The sequence below is a fragment of the Serratia sp. FGI94 genome (genome assembly GCF_000330865.1).
GTDB lineage: Bacteria > Pseudomonadota > Gammaproteobacteria > Enterobacterales > Enterobacteriaceae > Serratia_B > Serratia_B rubidaea.
Window position 1 is genome coordinate 1,690,952 of the sequence record NC_020064.1, and the last position, 24,777, is coordinate 1,715,728.

At 57.8% G+C, this 24,777-nt stretch carries 19 protein-coding genes; 17 read left to right on the top strand and 2 right to left on the bottom strand.

The features are described from left to right. The first annotated feature begins 66 nt into the window (after positions 1-66). The 8 genes from serC to lpxK all read left to right on the top strand — a co-directional run bounded on the left by serC (position 67) and on the right by lpxK (position 11,027). A complete protein-coding gene (gene serC, locus D781_RS07755) occupies positions 67-1,152 on the top strand; it encodes a 3-phosphoserine/phosphohydroxythreonine transaminase (RefSeq protein ID WP_015671756.1) in 1,086 nt (361 codons plus the stop codon). A 110-nt stretch (positions 1,153-1,262) separates the two neighbouring features. Continuing rightward, positions 1,263-2,549 (top strand): 3-phosphoshikimate 1-carboxyvinyltransferase, encoded by a 1,287-nt coding sequence (aroA, locus tag D781_RS07760; RefSeq protein ID WP_015671757.1) that lies wholly within the window; start codon positions 1,263-1,265, stop codon positions 2,547-2,549. Between the two features lie 265 nt (positions 2,550-2,814). Continuing rightward, complete coding sequence (gene cmk, locus D781_RS07765; protein WP_015671758.1) at positions 2,815-3,504, top strand: (d)CMP kinase; 690 nt, start codon at positions 2,815-2,817, stop codon at positions 3,502-3,504. 192 nt (positions 3,505-3,696) lie between these two features. Further along, the gene (rpsA, locus tag D781_RS07770; RefSeq protein WP_041411759.1) at positions 3,697-5,370 is read left to right on the top strand and encodes a 30S ribosomal protein S1; all 1,674 of its coding nucleotides are present in this window, start codon (positions 3,697-3,699) and stop codon (positions 5,368-5,370) included. Positions 5,371-5,433: 63 nt separating this feature from the next. After that, on the top strand, positions 5,434-5,718 hold the full coding sequence (ihfB, locus tag D781_RS22600; protein WP_015671760.1) for an integration host factor subunit beta: 285 nt from the start codon (positions 5,434-5,436) through the stop codon (positions 5,716-5,718). A gap of 289 nt (positions 5,719-6,007) precedes the next feature. After that, the gene (locus D781_RS07780) at positions 6,008-8,263 is read left to right on the top strand and encodes a ComEC family protein (RefSeq protein WP_015671761.1); all 2,256 of its coding nucleotides are present in this window, start codon (positions 6,008-6,010) and stop codon (positions 8,261-8,263) included. 35 nt (positions 8,264-8,298) lie between these two features. Beyond that, complete coding sequence (gene msbA, locus D781_RS07785) at positions 8,299-10,047, top strand: lipid A ABC transporter ATP-binding protein/permease MsbA (RefSeq protein WP_015671762.1); 1,749 nt, start codon at positions 8,299-8,301, stop codon at positions 10,045-10,047. Further along, positions 10,047-11,027, top strand: a complete 981-nt coding sequence (lpxK, locus tag D781_RS07790) for a tetraacyldisaccharide 4'-kinase (protein ID WP_015671763.1) — start codon at positions 10,047-10,049, stop codon at positions 11,025-11,027. The genes msbA and lpxK overlap by 1 nt, the downstream gene beginning before the upstream one ends. A gap of 1 nt (position 11,028) precedes the next feature. Here lpxK and D781_RS07795 read toward each other — a convergent pair whose 3' ends face one another. Continuing rightward, positions 11,029-12,435 carry a VOC family protein gene (locus tag D781_RS07795; protein ID WP_015671764.1) on the bottom strand — a complete coding sequence of 469 codons (1,407 nt, stop codon included), beginning with the start codon at positions 12,433-12,435 and terminating at the stop codon, positions 11,029-11,031. Positions 12,436-12,981: 546 nt separating this feature from the next. Between D781_RS07795 and D781_RS07800 the strand changes: the two genes are divergently transcribed. The 5 genes from D781_RS07800 to kdsB all read left to right on the top strand — a co-directional run bounded on the left by D781_RS07800 (position 12,982) and on the right by kdsB (position 16,311). Continuing rightward, positions 12,982-13,191: a cold-shock protein gene (locus tag D781_RS07800; protein WP_015671765.1), complete on the top strand. Its 210-nt coding sequence runs from the start codon at positions 12,982-12,984 to the stop codon at positions 13,189-13,191. 221 nt (positions 13,192-13,412) lie between these two features. Further along, positions 13,413-13,634, top strand: coding sequence for a cold shock domain-containing protein (locus D781_RS07805; RefSeq protein WP_015671766.1), 222 nt, complete (start codon positions 13,413-13,415; stop codon positions 13,632-13,634). A 217-nt stretch (positions 13,635-13,851) separates the two neighbouring features. Then, entirely contained in the window at positions 13,852-15,078 is a 1,227-nt protein-coding gene (locus D781_RS07810) for a winged helix-turn-helix domain-containing protein (protein WP_015671767.1), read from the top strand. A gap of 304 nt (positions 15,079-15,382) precedes the next feature. After that, entirely contained in the window at positions 15,383-15,565 is a 183-nt protein-coding gene (locus tag D781_RS07815; protein WP_015671768.1) for a Trm112 family protein, read from the top strand. Further along, positions 15,562-16,311: a 3-deoxy-manno-octulosonate cytidylyltransferase gene (gene kdsB / locus D781_RS07820; RefSeq protein WP_015671769.1), complete on the top strand. Its 750-nt coding sequence runs from the start codon at positions 15,562-15,564 to the stop codon at positions 16,309-16,311. Before D781_RS07815 ends, kdsB begins: the two co-directional genes overlap by 4 nt. An 80-nt stretch (positions 16,312-16,391) precedes the next feature. Here kdsB and elyC read toward each other — a convergent pair whose 3' ends face one another. Continuing rightward, on the bottom strand, positions 16,392-17,159 hold the full coding sequence (gene elyC / locus D781_RS07825; RefSeq protein WP_015671770.1) for an envelope biogenesis factor ElyC: 768 nt from the start codon (positions 17,157-17,159) through the stop codon (positions 16,392-16,394). 151 nt (positions 17,160-17,310) lie between these two features. Between elyC and cmoM the strand changes: the two genes are divergently transcribed. Genes cmoM through mukB form a run of 4 tightly spaced genes read left to right on the top strand, consistent with a single transcriptional unit; the run spans position 17,311 to position 24,575 of the window. Beyond that, positions 17,311-18,096 (top strand): tRNA uridine 5-oxyacetic acid(34) methyltransferase CmoM, encoded by a 786-nt coding sequence (gene cmoM, locus D781_RS07830; protein ID WP_015671771.1) that lies wholly within the window; start codon positions 17,311-17,313, stop codon positions 18,094-18,096. After that, positions 18,093-19,415, top strand: a complete 1,323-nt coding sequence (mukF, locus tag D781_RS07835) for a chromosome partition protein MukF (RefSeq protein ID WP_015671772.1) — start codon at positions 18,093-18,095, stop codon at positions 19,413-19,415. Before cmoM ends, mukF begins: the two co-directional genes overlap by 4 nt. Next, the gene (gene mukE / locus D781_RS07840) at positions 19,396-20,124 is read left to right on the top strand and encodes a chromosome partition protein MukE (RefSeq protein WP_015671773.1); all 729 of its coding nucleotides are present in this window, start codon (positions 19,396-19,398) and stop codon (positions 20,122-20,124) included. The genes mukF and mukE overlap by 20 nt, the downstream gene beginning before the upstream one ends. After that, on the top strand, positions 20,121-24,575 hold the full coding sequence (gene mukB / locus D781_RS07845; protein WP_015671774.1) for a chromosome partition protein MukB: 4,455 nt from the start codon (positions 20,121-20,123) through the stop codon (positions 24,573-24,575). Before mukE ends, mukB begins: the two co-directional genes overlap by 4 nt. Positions 24,576-24,777 lie beyond the last annotated feature (202 nt).

Here is a 24,777-nt window from a genome sequence, read left to right on the forward strand (position 1 = left end):
TCCGGCGTCGGGCGTATTCGGTCAGCCAGGCTAACCTGGCGAAATAAGTGAATGTGGTGAGGGGAAATGACTCAGGTTTATAATTTTAGTTCTGGCCCGGCAATGCTGCCGGTGGAAGTTTTGCGTCGCGCGGAACAGGAACTCTGTAACTGGCACGGCCTCGGAACATCGGTGATGGAAATCAGTCACCGCAGTAAGGAGTTTATCGCAGTTGCCGAGCAGTCCGAACAGGATCTGCGTGACCTGCTGAATATCCCCTCGAACTACAAAGTGCTGTTTTGCCACGGCGGCGCGCGCGCGCAGTTCGCCGCGCTGCCGCTGAACCTGCTGGGCGACAACGCCAGCGCCGACTACATCGACGGCGGCTACTGGGCGCAGAGCGCGATTAAAGAAGCGCAGAAATACTGTACGCCGAATGCGATTGATGTGAAGACCGAGGTCGACGGCCTGTCCGCCATTTTGCCGATGAGCGAATGGCAGCTGAGCGACGATGCGGCCTACGTGCATTACTGCCCGAATGAAACCATCGACGGCATCGCCATCGATGAAACGCCGGACTTCGGCGATAAAGTGGTGATCGGCGACTACTCCTCCACCATTCTTTCCCGTCCGCTGAACGTCAGCCGCTTTGGCGTTATCTACGCCGGCGCGCAGAAAAACATCGGTCCGGCGGGGCTGACGCTGGTGATCGTGCGTGAAGACCTGCTGGGCAAAGCGCGGCGTGAAGTGCCGTCCATTCTGGATTACACCGTACTGGCCGAGAACGGCTCGATGTTCAACACCCCGCCGACGTTTGCCTGGTATCTGTCCGGCCTGGTGTTCAAATGGCTGAAAGAGCAGGGCGGCCTGATCGAAATGCAAAAACGCAACCAGGCCAAGGCCGAACTGCTGTACGCCGCTATCGACAATTCCGACTTCTATCGCAGCCGGGTGGCACCGTCCAACCGTTCCTGGATGAACGTTCCATTCCAGCTGGCCGACGGCGCGCTGGACGGCGAGTTCCTCCGCGAAGCCGAGGAACTCGGCCTGCAGGCGCTGAAGGGGCACCGCGTTGTTGGTGGCATGCGTGCCTCTATCTATAATGCGATGCCGCTGGCCGGCGTACAGGCATTGACCGACTTTATGGCGGACTTCGAGCGTCGCCACGGTTAATCGCCGTTTCCCGCTCCGACGGGGGAACATTGGCTGTTGTTGCATTAAAGCGGCTCCGGCATGATTACCGGGGCCGTTTCGTTTATCAGATCTGGAGAGTATTTTTTCACATGGTGGATTCCCTGACGTTACAACCGGTTGCCCTGGTCAATGGCACCGTCAACTTACCCGGCTCCAAGAGCGTATCCAATCGGGCTCTGCTGTTGGCGGCAGTGGCGCAGGGTACGACCCGCTTAACCAACCTGCTGGACAGCGATGATGTCCGGCATATGTTGAACGCGCTGCAGGCGCTGGGTGTCAGCTATCAGCTCTCCGCCGACCGCACAGAGTGCACGGTCACCGGCGTGGCCGGGCCGCTGCAGGCCGCGCAGCCGCTGGAGCTGTTTCTCGGCAATGCCGGCACCGCCATGCGTCCGCTGGCCGCCGCGCTGTGTCTGGGCGCCGGAGACGTGGTGCTGACGGGCGAACCGCGCATGAAAGAGCGGCCGATTGGCCATCTGGTGGATGCGCTGCGGCAGGGCGGCGCGCAGATTGACTATCTGGAACAGACGGATTATCCGCCGGTGCGCCTGCGCGGCGGCTTCTGCGGCGGTGATGTCACCGTTGACGGCAGCGTCTCCAGCCAGTTTCTCACCGCGCTGCTGATGACCGCGCCGCTGGCGCAGCAGGATACGCATATTCATATTAAAGGCGAGCTGGTCTCCAAACCGTACATTGATATTACGCTGCACCTGATGAAAACCTTCGGCGTTGACGTCAGCCATGATGACTACCGCGTGTTCCATATCGCCGGCGGCCAGACCTACCGCTCGCCGGGAGACTATCTGGTGGAAGGGGATGCCTCTTCGGCCTCCTATTTCCTGGCGGCGGCGGCGATCAAGGGCGGTACGGTGCGCGTGACCGGGATCGGCCGCAACAGCGTGCAGGGCGATACCAAGTTTGCCGACGTGCTGGAGAAAATGGGCGCGCACATCACCTGGGCGGACGATTATATCGAGTGCCGGCGCGGCGTGCTGAAAGGCATTGATATGGACATGAATCATATCCCGGATGCGGCGATGACCATCGCGACCGCTGCGCTGTTTGCCGACGGCCCGACCACCATCCGCAATATCTATAACTGGCGGGTGAAGGAGACCGACCGGCTGGCGGCGATGGCCACCGAGCTGCGCAAAGTCGGCGCGACGGTAGACGAAGGCGAAGACTATATTCACGTCGTGCCGCCGGCCAAGCTGCAGTTCGCCGAGATCGGCACGTATAACGATCACCGTATGGCGATGTGCTTCTCCCTGGTGGCGCTGTCGGATACCCCGGTGACCATTCTCGATCCGAAATGCACTGCGAAAACCTTCCCCGATTATTTCGAACGGCTGGCGAGCATCAGCCAATTGGCGTAATCCCTGTCAAGGCCCCGTTCGGGGCCTTTCTTGTGTTTAACGGCGGCGAAACCCGGCGTTTCTTCTATACTTTTTGCGCATTGGTGGCCTTATTTTCGGCAACCGCTCGCATGCAGGGTAACAGTTCGGGCCGTTGCAGCGTATAATACGCCACCGAACCCGCCCCGACTGGGCTGGGTAGCAGATTGGTCCGGCGTCGGCCCGTGTTACGGCAGTGGCGGCGGCCCGGACTCTGCGAGGTTTTTTACCCGAAGGAGAACGCAACATGACGGCTACAGCCCCGGTGATTACCGTTGATGGACCAAGCGGCGCAGGCAAAGGCACGCTGTGCCAGGCCCTGGCCGAATCGCTTGGCTGGCGTTTGCTGGACTCAGGCGCGATTTACCGCGTACTGGCCCTGGCTGCGCTGCATCATCAGGTTGATATCACGTCAGAGGAGGCGCTGGTTCCGCTGGCCGCACATCTTGACGTCCGGTTTGTCGCAGAAAACGGCAAGCTGCAGGTGATTTTGGAAGGTGAGGACGTCAGTAATGAGATCCGCACCGAAACCGTTGGCAACACGGCTTCTCAGGCGGCGGCATTCCCGCGAGTGCGCGAGGCGCTGCTGCGCCGGCAGCGCGCGTTTCGCGAGGCGCCAGGCCTGATCGCCGACGGCCGCGATATGGGCACGGTGGTTTTCCCCGATGCGCCGGTTAAAATTTTCCTCGACGCCAGCTCGCAGGAGCGCGCGCAGCGCCGTATGCTTCAGTTGCAGGCGAAGGGCTTTAATGTTAACTTTGAACGTCTTTTAGCCGAGATAAAGGAACGGGACGACCGTGACCGTAATCGGCCGATAGCGCCGCTGGTGCCGGCTGCCGACGCTCTGGTGCTGGATTCGACCAGCATGTCGATCGACGAAGTTATCCGGCAGGCGCTGGCATATGCGCAGGAAACACTGGCGTTGCCGCAGCAATAAGCGCGGCGGCGTAGTGTTATTTGTACATTTGTCATCTGATTGACATAGCAGTATCATGATATATCGGGTAAAATTTTACCCCTGTAACCTTAAACCCTGTCGGCATGGAGCCAATGGCGGGGTATGTTAAACAACCCCATTCGGCGGGACGCTAAATGGACGTTAAATCAAAGAACCCTGAAGATTATCAACATGACTGAATCTTTCGCTCAACTTTTTGAAGAATCCCTGAAATCAATCGAAACCCGCCCAGGTTCCATCGTGCGCGGCGTTGTTGTTGCTATCGACAAAGACGTAGTACTGGTAGACGCCGGTCTGAAATCTGAGTCTGCCATCCCGGCTGAGCAATTCAAAAACGCCCAGGGCGAACTGGAAATCCAGGTTGGTGACGAAGTTGACGTTGCTCTGGATGCAGTAGAAGACGGCTTCGGTGAAACCCTGCTGTCCCGTGAGAAAGCTAAACGTCACGAAGCTTGGATCACGCTGGAAAAAGCTTACGAAGACGCTGAAACTGTGACCGGTGTTATCAACGGCAAAGTTAAAGGTGGTTTCACTGTTGAGCTGAACGGCATCCGCGCGTTCCTGCCAGGTTCCCTGGTTGACGTGCGTCCGGTACGCGACACGCTGCACCTGGAAGGCAAAGAGCTTGAATTCAAAGTGATCAAGCTGGATCAGAAACGCAACAACGTTGTTGTTTCTCGCCGTGCGGTCATCGAATCCGAGAACAGCGCAGAGCGCGATCAGCTGCTGGAAAACCTGCAGGAAGGCATGGAAGTTAAAGGTATCGTTAAGAACCTCACTGACTACGGTGCATTCGTTGATCTGGGCGGCGTTGACGGCCTGCTGCACATCACTGACATGGCTTGGAAACGCGTTAAGCACCCAAGCGAAATCGTCAACGTGGGTGATGAAATCACCGTTAAGGTACTGAAGTTCGACCGCGAACGTACTCGTGTTTCCCTGGGCCTGAAACAGCTGGGCGAAGATCCATGGGTTGCTATCGCGAAACGTTACCCAGAAGGCACCAAGCTGACTGGTCGTGTTACCAACCTGACTGATTACGGCTGCTTCGTAGAAATCGAAGAAGGCGTTGAAGGTCTGGTACACGTTTCTGAAATGGATTGGACCAACAAAAACATCCATCCGTCCAAAGTTGTTAACGTGGGCGACGTTGTGGAAGTTATGGTTCTGGACATCGATGAAGAACGTCGTCGTATCTCCCTGGGCCTGAAGCAGTGCAAATCCAACCCATGGCAGCAGTTCGCGGAAACCCACAACAAGGGCGACCGTGTTGAAGGTAAAATCAAGTCTATCACTGACTTCGGTATCTTCATCGGCCTGGACGGCGGCATCGACGGCCTGGTTCACCTGTCTGACATCTCCTGGAACGTTGCAGGCGAAGAAGCAGTACGTGAATACAAGAAAGGCGACGAAATCGCAGCGGTTGTTCTGCAGGTTGACGCAGAGCGCGAGCGTATCTCCCTGGGCGTTAAGCAGCTGGCTGAAGACCCGTTCAATAACTACCTGTCTATGAACAAGAAAGGTGCTATTGTTACTGGTAAAGTCACCGCAGTTGACGCTAAAGGTGCTACAGTTGAATTAGCAGGCGGCGTAGAAGGTTACCTGCGTGCATCTGAAGCCTCTCGCGACCGCGTTGAAGATGCAACTCTGGTTCTGAACGTAGGCGACGACGTTGAAGCTAAATTCACCGGCGTTGACCGTAAGAACCGCGTTGTAAGCCTGTCCGTACGTGCTAAGGACGAAGCTGACGAGAAAGATGCTATCGCGACTGTTAACAACAAACAGGAAGAAGGCAACTTCTCTAACGCAATGGCTGAAGCTTTCAAAGCGGCTAAAGGCGAGTAATGACGGGGGGGCGGCGTTTCCCGCCCCCGATACGGTAGTTTAGCTGCAAAGCTTGGAGGAACTATGACCAAGTCTGAACTTATTGAAAGACTTGCTGGTCAGCAATCTCATATCCCGGCGAAGGCCGTTGAGGATGCAGTGAAAGAGATGCTAGAACATATGGCTGCGACATTGGCTGATGGTGAGCGCATCGAGATCCGCGGATTCGGCAGTTTTTCTCTTCACTACCGTGCCCCGCGCGTTGGTCGTAACCCAAAAACCGGTGACAAGGTTGAGCTGGACGGCAAGTACGTTCCTCACTTCAAACCGGGCAAAGAGTTGCGCGATCGCGCCAATATCTATGGTTAATTGATCATAGCGTTGTTGCTTGTAAAGAATATAAAACGGCGCCTTCTGGCGCCGTTTTTTTTGTCTGTGGCGCCAGCGCATGATGGGGGAAATACCGCCTGCGTTTGCCGCACTTTCCTCATGATGTTGCGCGCTGTTGCGCACGCTTGGCGTAAGGCGTGTTAAGCCAAAAGCAAGTTTGCGTGCTGCTTTCCGTTACTCGCTTTTAGGGCGGGTAACCGGCCTGACTATCATCATACTCTCCCCGCAATCGTGAACCGCTCACCGGGAGAGCATTATCAAAATTTCCGTGGATATCGCCGCCGTTGCCTTGGTGCTGGGCATGTTGCCGCTGCTGTTTTTACCGCAGTTGCCGTCGCTTATGCTGATCGGGGGATTGGCGTTGGCGATGGTGATCTGCTGGCGCCGCACGACCTCGGCGTATTGCCAGTATGCCGCCTGGCTGCTGTGCGGGCTGGTGTTGGCCTGCGGCAGTGCGCAGCAGATTACGCGGCAGATCGCCGTATTAAGCGGTAAGCCGCTGCATCTGACGGTCAGCGTTGCCAGCGTGGCCTTGGCTAACCATGAGCCGGGCAAGGTGCTACTGCGCGTTGAGCAGGTTAACGGCCGCTGGCTATTCCCGGCGTTGTCTTTCAGCGCCTACTGGAAGTATGGCCCATGGTGCGCCGGACAACAGTGGCAACTCAAAGCGCGCCTGCGCCCGGTACACAGTCGGCTGAATCAGGGCGGTTTTGACAGCCAGCGCTGGGCAATAGCGCGCCGTCAGCCCTTAAGCGGGTATGTGCAGTCCGCAACGCCGATCGATGCGGGCTGCAGCTGGCGCCAGCGTATTGTCAGCGCGGCGCAGCGGCGTACGGAAGGTTTACCTCACCAGGGCACTCTGCTGGCGCTGGCGTTTGGCGAGCGTACTCTGCTGAGCCAGGGGGAGCGGAATCTGTTTCTGAAAACGGGCATTGCGCATTTAATGGCGATCTCCGGCCTGCATATTTCTCTGGCGGCTATGGTCGCGTGGTGCCTGTTGCGTCTGATGCAGTTTACGTTACCGGTGGGCAGGATTGGCTACCGCGGACCTCTGATTGCCAGCCTGTTGGCGGCGTTGGGATATGTCTGGCTGGCGGGGGCCCAGCCGCCGGCGGTACGGGCGCTGCTGGCGTTGACGCTGTGGACGCTGATACGCTTACGGGGAATCTGTTGCACCTCCTGGCAGATTTGGCTGTGGTGCGTGTGCCTGATTCTGCTCAGCGATCCGTTGGCAGTGCTGTCCGACAGTTTCTGGCTGTCGGTACTGGCGGTGGCGGCGCTGATCTTCTGGTTTGAATGGGCGGCACTGCCGTCCCGCTTCAGCGCCGGCTGGTATTGGGCGCCGCTGCGTTGGCTGCATATCCAGTTGGGGATGACGCTGTTGCTGATGCCGATGCAGTTTGGACTGTTTCACGGCGTGACCTGGACCTCGCTGCCGGCCAATCTCTGGGCGGTGCCGATTGTGTCATTGCTCAGCGTGCCGCTGATTTTGTTTGCCATTATCAGCGGCGCCGGGAGCATAGTGGCCGGCGGGTTTTGGCGCTGGGCCGACCTGTCGTTGACCTGGGCGATGTGGCCGCTGCCGTGGCTGGAACAGGGATGGCTACGCGTTGGCAGCGCGCTGCTGCCGTTCAGCGTACTGGGCTGGCTGGCGGTGGTTGGCTGGCGCTTGCGTTGCTGGGCTTTTTCACCCTGCAGTTGTATTGCCGTGTTGCTCTGCTGCCTGACGTGGCGCGAACGTCAGCCGGACTATCGTTGGCGCGTCGATATGTTGGACGTGGGGCATGGCCTGGCGGTGGTGATCGAACGTGACGGCAAGGCGGTGATGTACGACACCGGTGCCCGCTGGGCAAGCGGCAGCATGGCCGAGCGGGAGATCCTGCCTTATCTGCACTGGCGCGGTCTTGAACTGGAAAAGATTATCATCAGCCACAGCCATCAGGACCATATGGGCGGGCTGAGTACGGTGCAACGGGCCTTTCCACAGGCGGTGGTGTATTCTCCTCTGTATGCCGCCGGGCATTATGCCTGCGTACGAGGGCAGCAGTGGCAATGGCACGGGCTCAATTTCCGCGTGCTGTGGCCACCGCAGCGCCTGAAGCAGGTAGGCAATGATGATTCCTGCACTATCCGCGTCGATGATGGCAGGTTCAGCCTGTTGTTAACCGGCGATTTGGAGGCCCGCGGGGAGTCGGCGCTGCTGAAACTGCGCGCTGAGCTACCCTCTACCTTGCTGCAGGTGCCGCATCACGGCAGCAAGACCTCATCCACGCCGCCATTTTTACGGGCGGTGGCGCCGGCCGCGGCGTTAGCCTCGGCATCCCGCTACAATCAGTGGCGTCTGCCTGCGGAAAAAATCATCAAGCGTTACCGTTCCTATCGCATTGCATGGCATGACACTTCACGCTCCGGACAGTTAAGCGTGCTATTTTTCGACAATGATTGGCAAATTAAAGGCTTTCGTGAGCAATTAATGCCCCGTTGGTATCATCAGCGGTTTGGAGAAAGGGGGGATAATGAGTAAAATGGGCCGCTATTTCTTCCGATGCTGGTATTTGCATGATGAATGATAAAGATCTCTCGACCTGGCAGACCTTCCGTCGACTATGGCCGATGATCACCCCTTTCAAAGCAGGGTTAGTTGTCGCTGCTATTGCGCTGGTGTTAAACGCAGCAGGCGATACCCTGATGTTATCCTTGCTCAAACCGCTGTTGGATGACGGCTTTGGTAAAGCAGACAGCAGCGTTCTGGTATGGATGCCGCTGGCCGTGATCGGGCTGATGCTGATGCGCGGCGTAACCAGCTTCATTTCAAGCTATTGTATTTCCTGGGTATCGGGCATGGTCGTGATGCAGATGCGTCGGCGCTTGTTTGGCCATATGATGCGTATGCCGGTCTCTTTCTTTGATCAGCAGTCTACCGGTACGCTGCTGTCGCGCATTACGTATGATTCCGAACAGGTAGCTTCATCATCGTCCGGCGCGCTGGTGACCGTGGTGCGTGAGGGCGCTTCGATCATCGGCCTGTTTATCATGATGTTTTACTACAGCTGGCAGCTGTCGCTTATCTTGATCGTACTGGCGCCGATTGTTTCTATCGCTATCCGCATGGTTTCCAAGCGTTTCCGTAATATCAGCAAAAGCATGCAAAATACGATGGGGCAGGTGACCACCAGTGCCGAACAGATGCTGAAAGGGCATAAGGAAGTTCTGATTTTCGGCGGGCAGCAGGTGGAGACCGAACGTTTCAACACCGTCAGCAACCGCATGCGCCAACAGGGGATGAAACTGGTTTCCGCCTCATCCATCTCCGATCCGATTATTCAGCTGATTGCCTCGCTGGCGCTGGCCTTTGTCCTGTTTGCTGCCAGCTTCCCAAGCGTGATGGAGACCCTGACGGCGGGTACCATTACCGTAGTGTTCTCCTCGATGATTGCGCTGATGCGTCCGCTGAAATCGCTGACCAACGTCAATGCCCAGTTCCAGCGCGGTATGGCGGCCTGCCAGACGCTGTTCTCCATCCTGGATATGGAACAGGAAAAAGATACCGGTACGCGCGAAATCAAGCGCGCCAAAGGGGACGTCGAGCTGCGCAATGTCACCTTCTACTATCCGGGGAAAGATACACCGGCGCTGCGTGATATCAACCTGACGATTGAGGAAGGTAAGACGGTGGCCCTGGTCGGACGTTCCGGCTCGGGTAAATCGACGATAGCCAACCTGTTGACCCGCTTCTATGACATTCAGGAAGGTGAGATCCTGATGGATGGGCACGACCTGCGTGAATATACGCTGGCGTCGCTGCGCGATCAGGTGGCTCTGGTGTCGCAGAACGTCCACCTGTTTAACGATACCATCGCCAATAATATCGCCTATGCCCGCGAGGATCGTTATAGCCGTGAAGATATTGAAAAAGCGGCGCGGATGGCTTATGCCATGGACTTTATCGAGAAAATGGATCAAGGGTTGGATACGGTGATCGGTGAAAACGGCGTGATGCTTTCCGGTGGTCAGCGTCAGCGTATCGCCATTGCCCGTGCGCTGCTGCGTGATTGCCCGATCCTGATCCTGGATGAAGCCACCTCGGCGCTGGATACGGAATCTGAACGGGCGATCCAGGCGGCGCTGGACGAGTTGCAGAAGAACCGTACCTCGCTGGTTATTGCTCACCGCCTGTCTACCATTGAAAAAGCGGATGAGATTTTAGTGGTTGAGGACGGCCGTATCGTTGAGCGTGGCGAGCACGCTGACTTGCTCGCGAAGCAGGGTGCTTATGCACAGCTGCACCGCATGCAGTTTGGTGAATAATGATCGAGCGTATCTGGTCCGGCAGTTCGCTGCTCTACCTGTTGTTACTGCCGCTCTCCTGGCTGTATGGCCTGGTGAGCGGGCTTATTCGTCTGAGCTACCGGCTCGGCTGGCGTAAGAGCTGGCGTGCGCCGGTGCCGGTGGTGGTGGTGGGCAACCTGACCGCCGGCGGCAATGGTAAAACGCCGACGGTTATCTGGCTGGTCGAACAGCTGCAGCAGCGTGGCTACCGGGTCGGTGTGGTTTCCCGCGGTTATGGCGGCAAGTCGGCGGTTTATCCGCTGGTGCTGAATGCGCAGACGACCACCCGGCAGGCCGGGGATGAGCCGGTGCTGATCTATCAGCGCACCGCGGCGCCGGTGGCAGTATCGCCCAAGCGAACGGAAGCGGTGCAGGCGCTGCTGGCGCAGCACGATCTTGACCTGGTGATTACCGATGACGGCCTGCAGCACTATGCGCTGCAGCGTGACGTTGAGCTGGTGGTCATTGACGGCGTGCGGCGTTTTGGCAATGGCTGGTGGTTGCCGGCCGGGCCGATGCGCGAACGCGCCGATCGCCTGCGCAGCGTTGACGCCTGCATTACCAATGGCGGCGTGGCGCAGCCGGGTGAGATCGCCATGAAACTGCAGGCGCGTGATGCGGTAAATATCGCTACGGGTGAGCGGTTGCCGGCGGCGCAGCTGCCGCAGGCTGTCGCGATGGCCGGCATTGGTCATCCTCCGCGCTTTTTCGCCACGCTGGAAAAGCTGGGCGTTAACGTCGTACAGGAAGTGGCGTTCGCCGACCATCAGGACTATAGCGCAGAGCAACTGCAAGCGCTGACCGCGCCGGGGCAAACGCTGTTGATGACGGAAAAAGACGCGGTCAAATGCCGCGCCTTTGCGCAGGATAACTGGTGGTATCTGCCGGTTGATGCCGTCTTTCCCGCTGAACAGGCGGCATCATTGCTGCAACGCATTGAATCCCATCTGAAGAAGTAAATCAGGCTTCCAGCGCGCCAAGCCCCAGCGCTTGCGCGCAGGCCTGCAGCGAACGCTGCTGCGTCTGTCGGTACAGCGCCAATTCATCCACCACTTCCGTGCCTAGCGCCTGTTCGAACGCGCTGCGGCTGGAGGCGGCGTTGTAATGCGCCTGCGCATTGTCTCCCAGATTCGACTGGAAAATACCGGCGGCGCTGACCGGCAGAAAATCCTCGTATACCAACGGCTGGAAACGAATATACTCCTCGGCGATTAAGCGCTCCAGCGTCCAGCTTTCATCCAGATTATCCTTGGCCGCCAGCCCCAGTTCCGTCGGGAAATAGCGGAACCAGGCCAGCCGTTGCTCGCGCAGCGTCGGATAGTCATCCGGGAAGGCGCGGAAGTTATCCTGCAACAGCTGATAATAATGCGCGGCATTGCCTTCGTTTGGCGTGGCCTGCAGCGCGTCGTTGGTGGCTTGCAGCAGGCGATCGTACAGGGCGCGGCCTTCCGGCGTCAGCGCGACGCCGCGTTGCTCTATTTCGCCAAAGCGCGCCGTGTGTTGTCCCATCACCGCAGCACCGTCGCTTTCGACAAAAGCCACCTGTTCCACCAGCGCTTTAAAGCTGGTTTGCCGCAGCAGAATCGGGCAGCGGCGGCGCGGTGGGCCTTCGATCACCGCTTTGGGCGTGATGCCCCGTTGCGGCATGGCGTTCTGCGCTGCGTCAATATCCAACGTGCGCGGCGTCAGGTGGTTAATGTGCGGCCCTTTAAATGCCACGACATCGGCGATCAGTCGGTGTTGATCGTGCAGTTGCCGGTATTCGGCAGCGCTGACGGTGGCCTGACTGTGCCAGCGGAAGGTTTCCAGCGCCTGCTCAACAAATTCGTCCGCCTGTTGTGCGCTCAGCCCGCCCTGGTTTTCATGCTGCGCGATCAGCGCCAGCGCTTTGGGGGTGAAAATACGGCGGCGCTCCAGCAGACGTTGCGCTAACGCGCGCAGTTCCGGCTGTTCGATCAACTCCAGCCGTAACAGCGAGGTGAATACGCGGAAAGGGCTGGCCTGCAGATCCTGCTCGTGGACGGCGCGAAAGGCGGTGGAGTGTACCGGCACGCCCGCCGGCGCCAGGTCGTAATAGCCGACCGGCGACATGCCCATTACGTTGAACAGCCGGCGTAGCGTCGCCAGCTCTTCGGCGGTGCCGACGCGGATGGCGCCATGGCGCTCCATCGCCAGACGTTCTATTTCACCGGTGATTTGCAACTGGTGCGCCAATGCGCTGTCGCTGCTTAGCACCTGGCGGTTGGTTTCCGCCACCAGTGCTAACAGCTCGCCATAGAGCGGCACCTCTTTTTGATACATCTCCGACATCGCCAGAGAAAACCGGCTGCGGATTTCATTGGGTGAAACGAACTGCTGAGCAGTCATGCGCATAGCTCCTTTGTTCAGTTTTATCTGAAAAAATGACGTTTCCGGTAAAAGTGCTGCCGATCGTGCCTCTCACCTTGTTATCAACCCAAGTTTAGCCATCGAGCTATGGATTTGTTATATGTTGCTTAACCATATTGGATTTTTATGCGTTAGCTCTCATTTGCCGCGTCTGGATCGCGACGCAGGCGTCAAAAAAACGCTGGAGCAGGTTTTCTTTACCGTACTTTGCAAAAAATAACTCAATACTAATCATAGATATAAAATTAAATGGCACGCCGGGATAAAAATAGTGTGAAAACCCTCTTGTGCAATCAGGGCTTTTATGAGTAAATGAATTCGGCCTGTGATTCAGACCTATTTATGTACGAGACAAGATTTAGAAGCTTAGGTAGTAAGTTACTAAGCTAAGCAGTTCCTCCATAAACGTTATCATTCGATTCCGCTTCAAAGACGAACCTTCTAAGTACCTCCCATAAGTAATGATTCTGCAATGGCCAAAATTGCCTTATGGCAGGTTTTGTAAATATTTAAAAGGTAAATGTAATGTCTAAGAAGACCGGTCAGGTTAAGTGGTTCAATGAGAGTAAAGGTTTTGGTTTCATTGAACAGCAAGACGGCGGCAAAGATGTATTCGTACACTTCTCCGCAATCATGACCGATGGTTTCAAGACCCTGGCTGAAGGCCAGCGCGTTGAGTATACCATTGAAGACAGCCCGCGCGGGCCGGCTGCCGCCAACGTTGTTGCCCTGTAAGTTTTACAGGAAATAGCGTATAGAGATCTTGATACAACCTTGATGAGGCGTTGAGCCGAGTCATGCGGAAGATATTAAGTTCAATAAGCCCGCCGTTGTGCGGGTTTTTTATTTGTTGCTCATGAGAGGTTTGTTACGAAAAACTTTAGGATGGGCGGTTAGCATCCAGACAATAATAACAAAGAGCGTTGTTACGGATGCCCGAAAGAAAGGAAATAATTATGTTTAAAAATACAATGTTAAAAATGGGCCGTGTAAAATGGTATGACCAGGCCGCAGGCTACGGTGTGATTTTACCGGTTGACGGCAGCGATGAGATTTATGTCAGCCGTCGCGCTATTGCCAATACGAAGAACAAGTCATTAAATGAAGGTCAGAACGTCGAGTTCTCGATCTGTCGCAGCTCCCACGGGCTGTCCGCCGCGGACGTTATCGCGTTCTAAGGCATTATCCTTCCTCGCCAGTGCCGGTGTCGCCACCCCCTCGCACTGGCGAAGAACCCGCAAATCCCCCCTTATCTATCAGCGATATGATGATGTAACAGACGCCATCATGCTCGCCCAACGCTGACATTTTCGTTATCCCGCATCTAATGCGTTGAAGAAAAATGCCTGAACTTCCACTATTCTCAAGCGATTGATTAATCACCTGAGCTTTTCTATGTCCGTTCCGGTTATCTCACTGACCGCAGCCCGCGCGCTGCATCTGGCGGCCCAGGGGCTGCTGACGCCGGCGAAACGCAAGGCCAGAGCAGAAGATGTGCCCGCCGCGATCCAACGCATGGGCCTGCTGCAAATAGACACCATCAGCGTCGTCGCCCGCAGCCCTTATCTGGTGCTGTTCAGCCGGTTGGGGGATTATGCGCCGCAGTGGCTGGAGCAGGCGCTGGCCAGCCGCCAGCTGTTTGAGTACTGGGCGCATGAAGCCTGCTTTCTGCCGATTGAAGACTTCGGTCTGTTGCGCCACCGTATGCTGAATCCGCAGAAGATGGGCTGGAAATATTCGCAGGCGTGGGTGGAAGAGCATCAGGAGGCGATTAACGGCGTATTGCATCATATCGCCGCACATGGGCCGCAGCGCTCGGCGGATTTCAATGCGCAGAAGAAGGGGAACAACGGCTGGTGGGAGTGGAAGCCGGAAAAGCGTCACCTTGAGACGCTGTTCACCGCCGGCAAGTTGATGGTTGCCGAACGGCGCAATTTCCACCGGGTGTACGATTTGACCGAGCGTTTGCTGCCGGAGTGGGACGATGCCAGACATGCACTGTCCGAGGAGCAGGCACGCTGGGATATGCTGGCGCGCACCTGCCGCTATCTGGGGATTTTTAAGGCGGAGTGGCTGGCTGATTATTATCGTTTGAAACGCGTGGCGCCTAACAATTTACTCCGGCAGCTACAGCAGCAGGGGGAGATCGTGCCGCTAAAAGTTGCGCAGCTGCCGGGCGATTTTTATCTGCATCATTCGTTGGCAGAATTACTGCCGCTGGCCGAACAGAACACGCTGCGCTCGCGGGTTACCACGCTGCTTTCACCGTTTGATCCCGTGGTGTGGGATCGCCGCCGGGCGCTGGAATTGTTTAATTTCGACTATCGGCTGGAGTGTTATACGCCGAAACCAAAGCGCCAGTACGGTTATTTTACGCTGCCGGTGCTCAACCGCGGCGAGCTGATTGGGCGTATCGATGCAAAAATGCATCGGCGGGTCGGAGAGTTTGAGGTAATCAGCTTCCATTTGGAACCTGATGTGCGCATGGGCAAACAGCGCCGCCAGGATCTTTTTCAGGCCATCAGCCGTATGGCGCAATGGCACGGCGCGTCGCAGGTCAGGCTGAAAGCCGTACCGGAAGCATTGCGTGAACAATATGGCGAGGTGTGGCAATTGGGATAACGAACGGCGTTGTTTCTGGGGGGTAAAACGAGTGACATCGCCGTTCGTTACAAGCTTGGCCCTTTAGGCGCTGAAGTTAGCGAACAGGGCGATAATTTTATTGATACGTTTCATCATTGGCAGGTGCTTGCATAATTGTGTGACTTACATCACAAATGTTACGCCTGCTTGGCGGGTAACACAACCCCCGCGCTACTTTGGCGAAAAGCACAGCAGTAAAACCCGCAATGATTAACCTGGGATGGCGCGTTATGTTATTCTCACGCACATTCCCCACAGTCATATCTCTCCCCATGGAGGAAGCATGGATCACCGTTTGCTTGAAATTGTTGCTTGCCCGGTCTGCAACGGAAAACTGTACTTTGATAAAGAAAATCAGGAATTGGTCTGTAAGCTGGACGGCCTGGCGTATCCGCTGCGCGACGGTATCCCGGTGCTGCTGGAAAACGAGGCGCGCACGCTGTCGCCGGATGAGAAGCAAGCATGAGTTTCATCGCCATAATTCCGGCTCGTTATGCATCGACCCGTCTGCCGGGTAAGCCGCTGGCGGATATCCACGGGAAACCGATGGTGGTGCATGTGATGGAGCGCGCGCGTGAGTCCGGCGCGGCGCGGGTTATCGTCGCCACCGATCATTCCGACGTCGCTCGTGCGGTTGAGGCCGCCGGCGGTGAGGTATGCATGACCCGAGAGGATCATGAGTCCGGCACCGAGCGTTTGGCCGAAGTAATCGAGCATTACGGCTTTGCCGACGATCAGATCATTGTCAATGTGCAGGGGGATGAACCGCTGGTGCCGCCGGTGATCGTTCGCCAGGTGGCGGACAATCTGGCGGCGAGCAGCGCCGGCATGGCCACGCTGGCTGCGCCGATTGAAACGGCGGAAGAGGCGTTTAACCCGAATGCGGTGAAAGTGGTGATGGATGCCGAAGGCTATGCGCTCTATTTCTCCCGCGCCACCATCCCTTGGGACCGTGAGCGTTTCGCGCGGTCTAAACGTGAGATTGGCGATAACCTGCTGCGTCACCTGGGCATTTATGCTTACCGCGCCGGTTTTGTCCGCCGCTATGTCAGCTGGGCGCCAAGCCCGCTGGAAAAAATCGAACTGCTGGAGCAGCTGCGGGTGCTGTGGTACGGCGAAAAAATCCACGTTGCGGTGGCGAAGGCCATCCCGAGCGTCGGCGTGGATACCGCGGAAGATTTACAGCGCGTGCGCGACAGCCTTAGCGCTTAAGTTTTCTTATGGCTTACCGGCCGTCTCGCGCCGGTAAGCGTATTCACCGTGTCAGCGTCCCTGCGCCCAGTGCTAAGAGGTCACGCTTTGACGCCATCCCCCTTCAACCGCTGCCACAGGCTGCCCAGGGTTTCATACCAGGCGCGCTCGCTATGGCCAAGAAACATGGCGGAAGGGAGCACGCGATCCCAGATATTCAGCGGCGAAGTGATGGCCAGCTGGTTGGCCGGCGCCGGGATGGGCTGCAATCCCTGCGCCTCGAAAAAGCGCATGGCGCGCGGCAGGTGGTTGGCGGAGGTTACCAGCAAAAACGGCTGCCGGCCGATCAGTTTGGCGACCTGCGCCGCCTCTTGCTCGGTATCCACCGGGCGATCCAGCACCACAATATCACTGCGCGGCACGCCCAGGCTTTCCGCCACCCGTGCTGCGGTTTCCGCATTGCTCAGGGTGTTGGCCCCGCGTGCGCCGGTAAACACCATTTTCGCCCCGGGATGTGCAAGATACAGCCGCACTCCTTCGGTAACCCGCGGCAGGCTGTTGCCGATCAGGTTCGAGCTGGGCGCCCAGTCCGGATTGAAAGTGTAACCACCGCCTAAAACCACGATATAATTGACCGGGTCGTGACCGCGATAGGTGGCGTAGGTGGCTTCTATCGGCCGCAGCAGCCGATCGGCGACCGGCTGCAGGCTCAAAAGCAGCAAAAACAGCCAGCTCAGGCTGAGAATCACTTTCCCGCTTCTCTGCCAGCGGGTGAACCACAGCAGCAACAGCGCCAGCGCCATCAGCAACAGCAGGGCGGGCAGCGGCATCATGATGCCGCCAATAAACTTTTTCAGGTTGAACAGCATGAAAAATCCGGTCCTTTTGGGCGAAAAAACGACATCCGGGCACATTCCGGCCGTAAGAAGATTTATTCTATGCCAGTCTGTGCCAAAATAGCAGGTTTGGTGGGGAGCGTGTTGCCCCCCGGCAGGATAAGATCAACGGAGCCGTAGTCCAATGCAGGATCGCAATTTTGACGATATTGCGGAAAAGTTTGCGCGTAATATTTACGGCACCACGAAAGGCAAAATCCGCCAGGCGGTGGTTTGGCAGGATCTGAATACGCTGCTGGCGCAACTGCCGCAGCGTCCATTGCGTATACTTGATGCCGGCGGCGGCGAAGGCCATATGGCCTGCCAGCTGGCGGAATTAGGACATCAGGTGTTGTTGTGCGATCTGTCTGGTGAGATGATCCAACGCGCCGCGCAGTTGGCGCAGCAGAAAGGTGTGAGCCAGAACATGCAATTTATACAAAGTTCGGCTCAGGAGATTGGTCAGCATTTGGAACAGCCGGTCGATCTGATATTGTTCCATGCAGTGCTTGAATGGATCGCAGAGCCGCAGGCGGCATTGCAGGCGCTGTATGACTGTCTGCGGCCCGGCGGCGCGCTGTCGCTGATGTTTTTCAACGCCAACGGCCTGTTGATGCGTAACGTGGTATTGGGTAATTTCCAATTGGTCAATCCCGAAGTGAGAAGGCGCCGCAAGCGTTCACTGTCGCCGCAGTACCCGCATAGTCCGCCGTTGGTCTATGGCTGGCTGGAGCAGCTGGGCATGCGCATCAGCGGTAAAACCGGCGTGCGCGTATTTCATGACTACCTGCAAAGCAGGCAGCTGCAGACACAAAAATTTGAAGAGTTATTGGCGCTTGAACAGCACTATTGTCGGCAGGAGCCGTACGTGAGTTTGGGGCGCTATATTCACGTCATGGCGCATAAACCAAACCTGAAGGACGAACTATGAGTGAATTTTCCCAGACTGTACCCGAACTGGTCGCCTGGGCACGGAAAAATGATTTCTCTATTTCGCTCCCTACGGAGCGTCTTGCGTTTCTGCTTGCGATCGCCACCTTAAACGGCGAGCGGCTGGACGGCGAGATGAGCGAAGGTGAGCTGGTTGATGCATTTCGCCATGTCAGCAAGGGTTTCGAACAGACGCATGAAACGGTGGCGATCCGCGCCAACAATGCGATTAACGACATGGTGCGCCAGCGCCTGTTGAACCGTTTTACCAGCGAATTGGCGGACGGCAATGCCATTTACCGCCTGACGCCGCTGGGCATCGGCATTACCGACTACTATATTCGTCAGCGTGAATTCTCAACGTTGCGCCTGTCGATGCAGCTGTCGATCGTCGCGCAGGAATTGAAACGCGCGGCGGACGCCGCCGAAGAGGGCGGTGATGATTTCCACTGGCATCGCAACGTCTTCGCACCGCTGAAGTACTCGGTGGCGGAGATTTTCGACAGCATCGACATGACCCAGCGCGTGATGGATGAACAGCAGCAGGGGGTGAAAGAAGATATCGCCGCGTTGCTGAACCAGGACTGGCGCGCCGCGATCTCCAGCTGTGAGATGCTGCTGTCGGAAACCTCCGGTACGCTGCGCGAACTGCAGGATACGCTGGATGCCGCCGGCGATAAGCTGCAGGCGAATTTGCTGCGCATCCAGGAAGCTACGCTGGGCGATGTTGAACTGGCCTTTGTCGACAAGCTGGTGTTTGACCTGCAAAGCAAGCTGGACCGCATCGTCAGCTGGGGCCAACAGGCGATCGACCTGTGGATCGGCTATGACCGCCACGTGCACAAATTCATTCGTACCGCGATCGACATGGATAAAAACCGTGTGTTCGCGCAGCGTCTGCGCCAGTCGGTGCAAAACTATTTCGACAACCCGTGGGCGCTGACGCACGCCAGCGCCGATCGTCTGCTGGATATGCGCGATGAAGAACTGGCGCTGCGCAGCGATGAGGTGACCGGGGAACTGCCGCCGGATCTGGAATATGAAGAGTTCAGCGAGATCCGCGAACAGCTGGCGGCGATGATCGAACAGGCGCTGAAGAAGTATCAGGAACAACAGTTGCCGCTCAATTTAGGGGCGGTAATGCGCGATTATCTGGCGCAATATCCGCGCGCTCGTCACTTTGACGTGGCGCGTTTAGTGGTCGACCAGGCGGTGCGCCTCGGTGTGGCTGAAGCTGATTTTTCAGGGTTGCCGGCCGAATGGCAGGCAATCAATGATTACGGAGCCAAGGTACAGGCCCATGTCATCGACAAATATTGAACACATCATGCCAGTGAAACTGGCGAAGGCATTGTCCAATCCGCTGTTTCCGGCGCTGGACAGCCAACTGCGCGCAGGGCGCCATATCGGCATTGACGAACTGGACAACCATGCGTTTCTGATGGACTTTCAGGACGAGCTGGAAGAGTTCTACGCCCGCTACAGCGTCGAACTGCTGCGCGCGCCGGAAGGCTTTTTCTACCTGCGTCCGCGTTCTACGACGCTGATCCCGCGTTCGGTGCTGTCCGAGCTGGATATGATGGTAGGTAAAATACTCTGTTACCTCTACCTGAGCCCGGAGCGCCTGGCGCACGAGGGTATTTTCAGCCATCAAGAGCTGTACGACGAGCTGCTGAGCCTGGCGGATGAAAACAAACTGCTGAAGTTCGTTAACCAGCGCTCCACCGGCTCCGACCTTGACCGGCAGAAGCTGCACGAAAAGGTGCGCACCTCCTTGAACCGCCTGCGCCGCTTGGGCATGGTCTACTTTATGGGCGGCGACAGCAGTAAATTCCGCATCACCGAGGCGGTGTTCCGCTTCGGCGCAGACGTGCGCAGCGGTGACGATCCGCGTGAGGCGCAGCTGCGCATGATCCGCGACGGCGAGGCCATGCCGATTGAAAACAGCCTGTTGCTGAATGATGAGCAGGAAGGCGAAGAGCAGACGGCAGATAGCACGCCGGACAGCGCAGAGGATGAACAGGAATGATTGAACGCGGTAAATTTCGCTCGCTAACGTTGGTTAACTGGAACGGCTTCTTTGCCCGTACCTTTGATCTGGATGAGCTGGTCACCACGCTGTCCGGCGGTAACGGGGCGGGGAAATCCACCACCATGGCGGCCTTCGTCACCGCGCTGATCCCCGATCTGACGCTGCTGCACTTCCGTAACACCACCGAAGCCGGTGCGACCAGCGGCTCGCGCGATAAAGGCCTGCACGGCAAATTGCGCGCCGGGGTGTGTTACTCGACGCTCGACGTGGTCAACTCGCGCCATCAGCGCGTGGTGGTCGGCGTACGCCTGCAGCAGGTGGCCGGCCGCGATCGCAAGGTCGACATCAAGCCGTTCACCATTCAGGGGCTGCCGACCTCGGTGCAGCCGACGGAGATTCTGACGCAGACGGTGGGCGAGCGTCAGGCGCGCGTGCTGTCGCTGCCGGAGCTGAAAGAGCGGCTGGAAGAGATTGAGGGGGTGCAGTTCAAGCAGTTCAACTCCATCACCGACTATCACTCGCTGATGTTTGATCTGGGGATTATCCCGAAACGTCTGCGCTCCGCCGCCGACCGCAGCAAGTTCTACCGTCTGATTGAAGCCTCGCTGTACGGGGGGATTTCCAGCGCCATTACTCGCTCGCTGCGCGACTACCTGCTGCCGGAAAACAGCGGCGTGCGCAAGGCGTTCCAGGATATGGAAGCCGCGCTGCGGGAAAACCGCATGACGCTGGAGGCGATTCGCGTCACCCAGTCCGACCGCGATCTGTTTAAACACCTGATTTCCGAAGCCACTTCCTATGTGGCGGCGGACTACATGCGCCATGCCAACGAGCGCCGCATCCATCTGGACAGCACGCTGGTGCTGCGCAACGATCTGTTCGGCAGCCGGAAACAGCTGGCGGCCGAGCAGTACCGTCACGTTGAAATGGCGCGTGAGCTGGCAGAACAGAGCGGCGCCGAATCCGATCTGGAAACCGATTATCAGGCGGCCAGCGATCACCTGAACCTGGTGCAGACCGCGATGCGTCAGCAGGAGAAGATCGAGCGCTACGAAGCCGATCTGGAAGAGCTGACCTACCGTCTGGAAGAACAGAATGAAGTGGTGGCCGAAGCCGGCGAACAGCAGGAAGAGTACAGCGCGCGCGCCGAGGCGGCCGAGCTGGAAGTGGATGAGCTGAAAAGCCAACTGGCCGACTACCAGCAGGCGCTCGACGTGCAGCAGACCCGCGCCATTCAGTATCAACAGGCGCTGCAGGCGTTGGAGCGTGCGCGTTCCCTGTGCCAGCTGCCGGATCTGAGCGCGGAAAATGCCGAGCAGTGGCTGGAAACCTTCCAGGCGCGCGAACAGGAAGCCACCGAAGCGCTGCTGATGCTGGAACAGAAGCTGAGCGTGGCCGATGCCGCGCACGGCCGTTTTGAGCAGGCCTACCAGCTGGTATGCAAAATCGCCGGTGAAGTCAGCCGCAGCGAAGCGTGGCAGACCGCGCGCGACGTGCTGCGCGACTGGCCGTCGCAGCAGCACCAGGCAGAGCGCGTGCAGCCGCTGCGCATGCGTCTGAGCGAGCTGGAGCAGCGTTTGCGCTCCCAGCAGGACGCCGAGCGTTTGCTGCAGGAGTTCTGCAAACGTCAGGGACAGGATTATCAGGCTGATGATTTGGACGCGCTGCAGCAGGAGCTGGAAGAGCGGTTGGAATCGCTGTCGCAAAACGTCAGCGTAGCCGGCGAGCGGCGGATGGAGATGCGCCAGGAGCTGGAGCATCTCCAGCAGCGCATTCGCGAACTGACCGCCCGCGCGCCGGTGTGGCTGACGGCGCAGGACTCGCTCAGCCAGCTGAGCGAACAAAGCGGCGAACCGCTGGAAAGCAGCCAGCAGGTTACTGAATATATGCAGCAGCTGCTGGAGCGCGAGCGTGAAACCACGGTTGAGCGTGACGAAGTGGCGGCCCGCAAACGCGAAGTTGACGCGCAGATCGAGCGGCTGAGCCAGCCGAGCGGTGCGGAAGATCAGCGTCTAGTGACGCTGGCCGAACGTTTTGGCGGCGTGCTGCTGTCGGAAATTTACGACGACGTCACCATCGACGATGCGCCTTACTTCTCCGCGCTGTATGGCCCGTCCCGCCACGCGATCGTGGTGCCGGATCTGTCGCTGGTGCGCGAAATGCTGGAAGGGCTGGAGGATTGCCCGGAAGATCTCTATCTGATCGAAGGGGATCCGCAGTCGTTCGATGACAGCGTTTTTGCGGTAGAAGAACAGGAAAAGGCGGTGGTGGTGAAAATCGCCGACCGCCAGTGGCGCTACTCCCGCTTCCCTGAGGTGCCGCTGTTTGGCCGCGCCGCGCGTGAAAAACGGCTGGAAGTGCTGCATGCCGAACGTGAAACGCTGGCGGAGCGCTACGCGACGCTGTCGTTTGACGTACAGAAAATTCAGCGCTCTCATCAGGCATTCAGCCGCTTTATCGGCAGCCATCTGGGCGTTGCTTTCGATACCGACCCGGAAGCGGAAATCCGTACGCTGAACGCGCGCCGCACGGAGATCGAACGTGCGCTGAACAACCATGAAGCGCAGAACCAGCAGCAGCGCCAGCAGTACGATCAGGCGAAAGAGGGCCTCTCGGCGCTGCACCGCCTGACGCCGCTGGTTTCACTGCTGAATGACGACACCCTGCAGGACCGGGTGGAGGAGATTCAGGACGAGCTGGACGAAGCACAGGAGGCCGCGCGCTACCTGCAGCAGCATGGCGTTGCTCTGAATAAACTGGAGCCGATGGTGTCGGTGCTGCAAAACGACCCTGAGCAGCATGAACAGCTGCAGCAGGACTATCAGCAGGCGCAGAATACCCAGCGCCAGGCGAAGCAGCAGGCCTTTGCGTTGATCGAGGTGGTGCAGCGCCGCGCGCACTTTAGCTATACCGACTCGGCCGGTATGCAGAACGCCAATAACGATCTTAACGACAAACTGCGCCGTCGTCTGGAGCAGGCGGAAGCGGAGCGCAGCAGCGCCCGTGAGCAGCTGCGTCAGTATCAGAGCCAGTTTACGCAGTACAGCCAGGTATTGGCCTCGCTGAAAAGCTCTTATGAAGCCAAGCGCGATATGCTCAAAGAGCTGAGCCAGGAGCTAGTGGATATCGGCGTCCAGGCCGATGCCAACGCCGAGGCGCGCGCGCGTCAGCGTCGCGACGAGCTGCATGCGGCGCTGAGCAACAACCGCGCGCGTCGTAATCAGCTGGAGAAGCAGCTGACCTTCTGCGAAGCGGAAATGGACAGCCTGCAGAAAAAGCTGCGCAAGCTGGAGCGCGATTACCATCAGCTGCGTGAGCAGGTGGTGACCGCCAAGGCGGGCTGGTGCGCGGTGATGCGTATGGTGAAAGATAACGGCGTTGAACGCCGCCTGCACCGCCGCGAGCTGGCCTATATGGACGGCGACGAGCTGCGTTCGATGTCGGATAAGGCATTGGGTGCGCTGCGTCTGGCGGTGGCGGATAACGAACACCTGCGCGACGTGCTGCGCCTGTCGGAAGACCCGAAACGTCCGGAACGCAAGATTCAGTTCTATATCGCGGTGTATCAGCACCTACGTGAGCGCATCCGCCAGGATATTATCCGCACCGACGATCCGATCGAGGCCATCGAACAGATGGAGATCGAGCTGAGCCGTCTGACCGAAGAGCTGACCGGCCGTGAGCAGAAGCTGGCCATCAGCTCCAAGAGCGTGGCGAATATCATCCGCAAAACCATTCAGCGTGAGCAGAACCGCATCCGCATGCTGAACCAGGGGCTGCAGGCCGTTTCCTTCGGTCAGGTGAAGAGCGTGCGTCTGAACGTCAACGTGCGTGAAGCGCATGCGACGCTGCTGGATGTGCTGTCCGAACAGCAGGAGCAGCATCAGGATCTGTTCAACAGCAACCGCCTGAGCTTCTCCGAAGCGCTGGCCAAGCTGTATCAGCGCCTGAACCCGCAGATCGATATGGGCCAGCGTACGCCGCAGACTATCGGCGAGGAACTGCTGGATTACCGTAATTACCTGGAACTGGAAGTCGAAGTATTCCGTGGCTCCGACGGTTGGCTGCGTGCGGAAAGCGGCGCATTGTCCACCGGTGAAGCGATCGGTACCGGTATGTCGATCCTGGTGATGGTGGTGCAGAGCTGGGAAGAAGAGTCCCGTCGCCTGCGCGGCAAGGATATTTCTCCGTGTCGTCTGCTGTTCCTCGATGAAGCGGCGCGTCTGGATGCCAAATCCATCGCTACCCTGTTTGAGCTGTGCGACCGTCTGGAAATGCAGCTGATCATCGCGGCGCCGGAGAATATCAGCCCGGAAAAAGGCACCACCTATAAACTGGTGCGTAAGGTGTTCCAGAATCAGGAGCATGTGCACGTGGTGGGGTTGCGCGGCTTTGCCAATGAGCCGCCGGCGCTGGGGGCCAGCCAGGCAGAGATGCCGCAGGTTTAAAACCCTCCTAAAAATCTGAAAATAGCCACCCCAGGGTGGCTATTTTTTATTGGCTATGGATGATAGTGCGGTTTCTCGCGTTGGCCTTCCGGAGGCGGTCGCGTCCGGCGGACGCTTTTGTCGGCCGGGTGCAACTCCATTTATTTTCGGTATATACTTAAATTAATCAGTAATTTTTGTCGTATTTTTTGTGAGCAGAGAG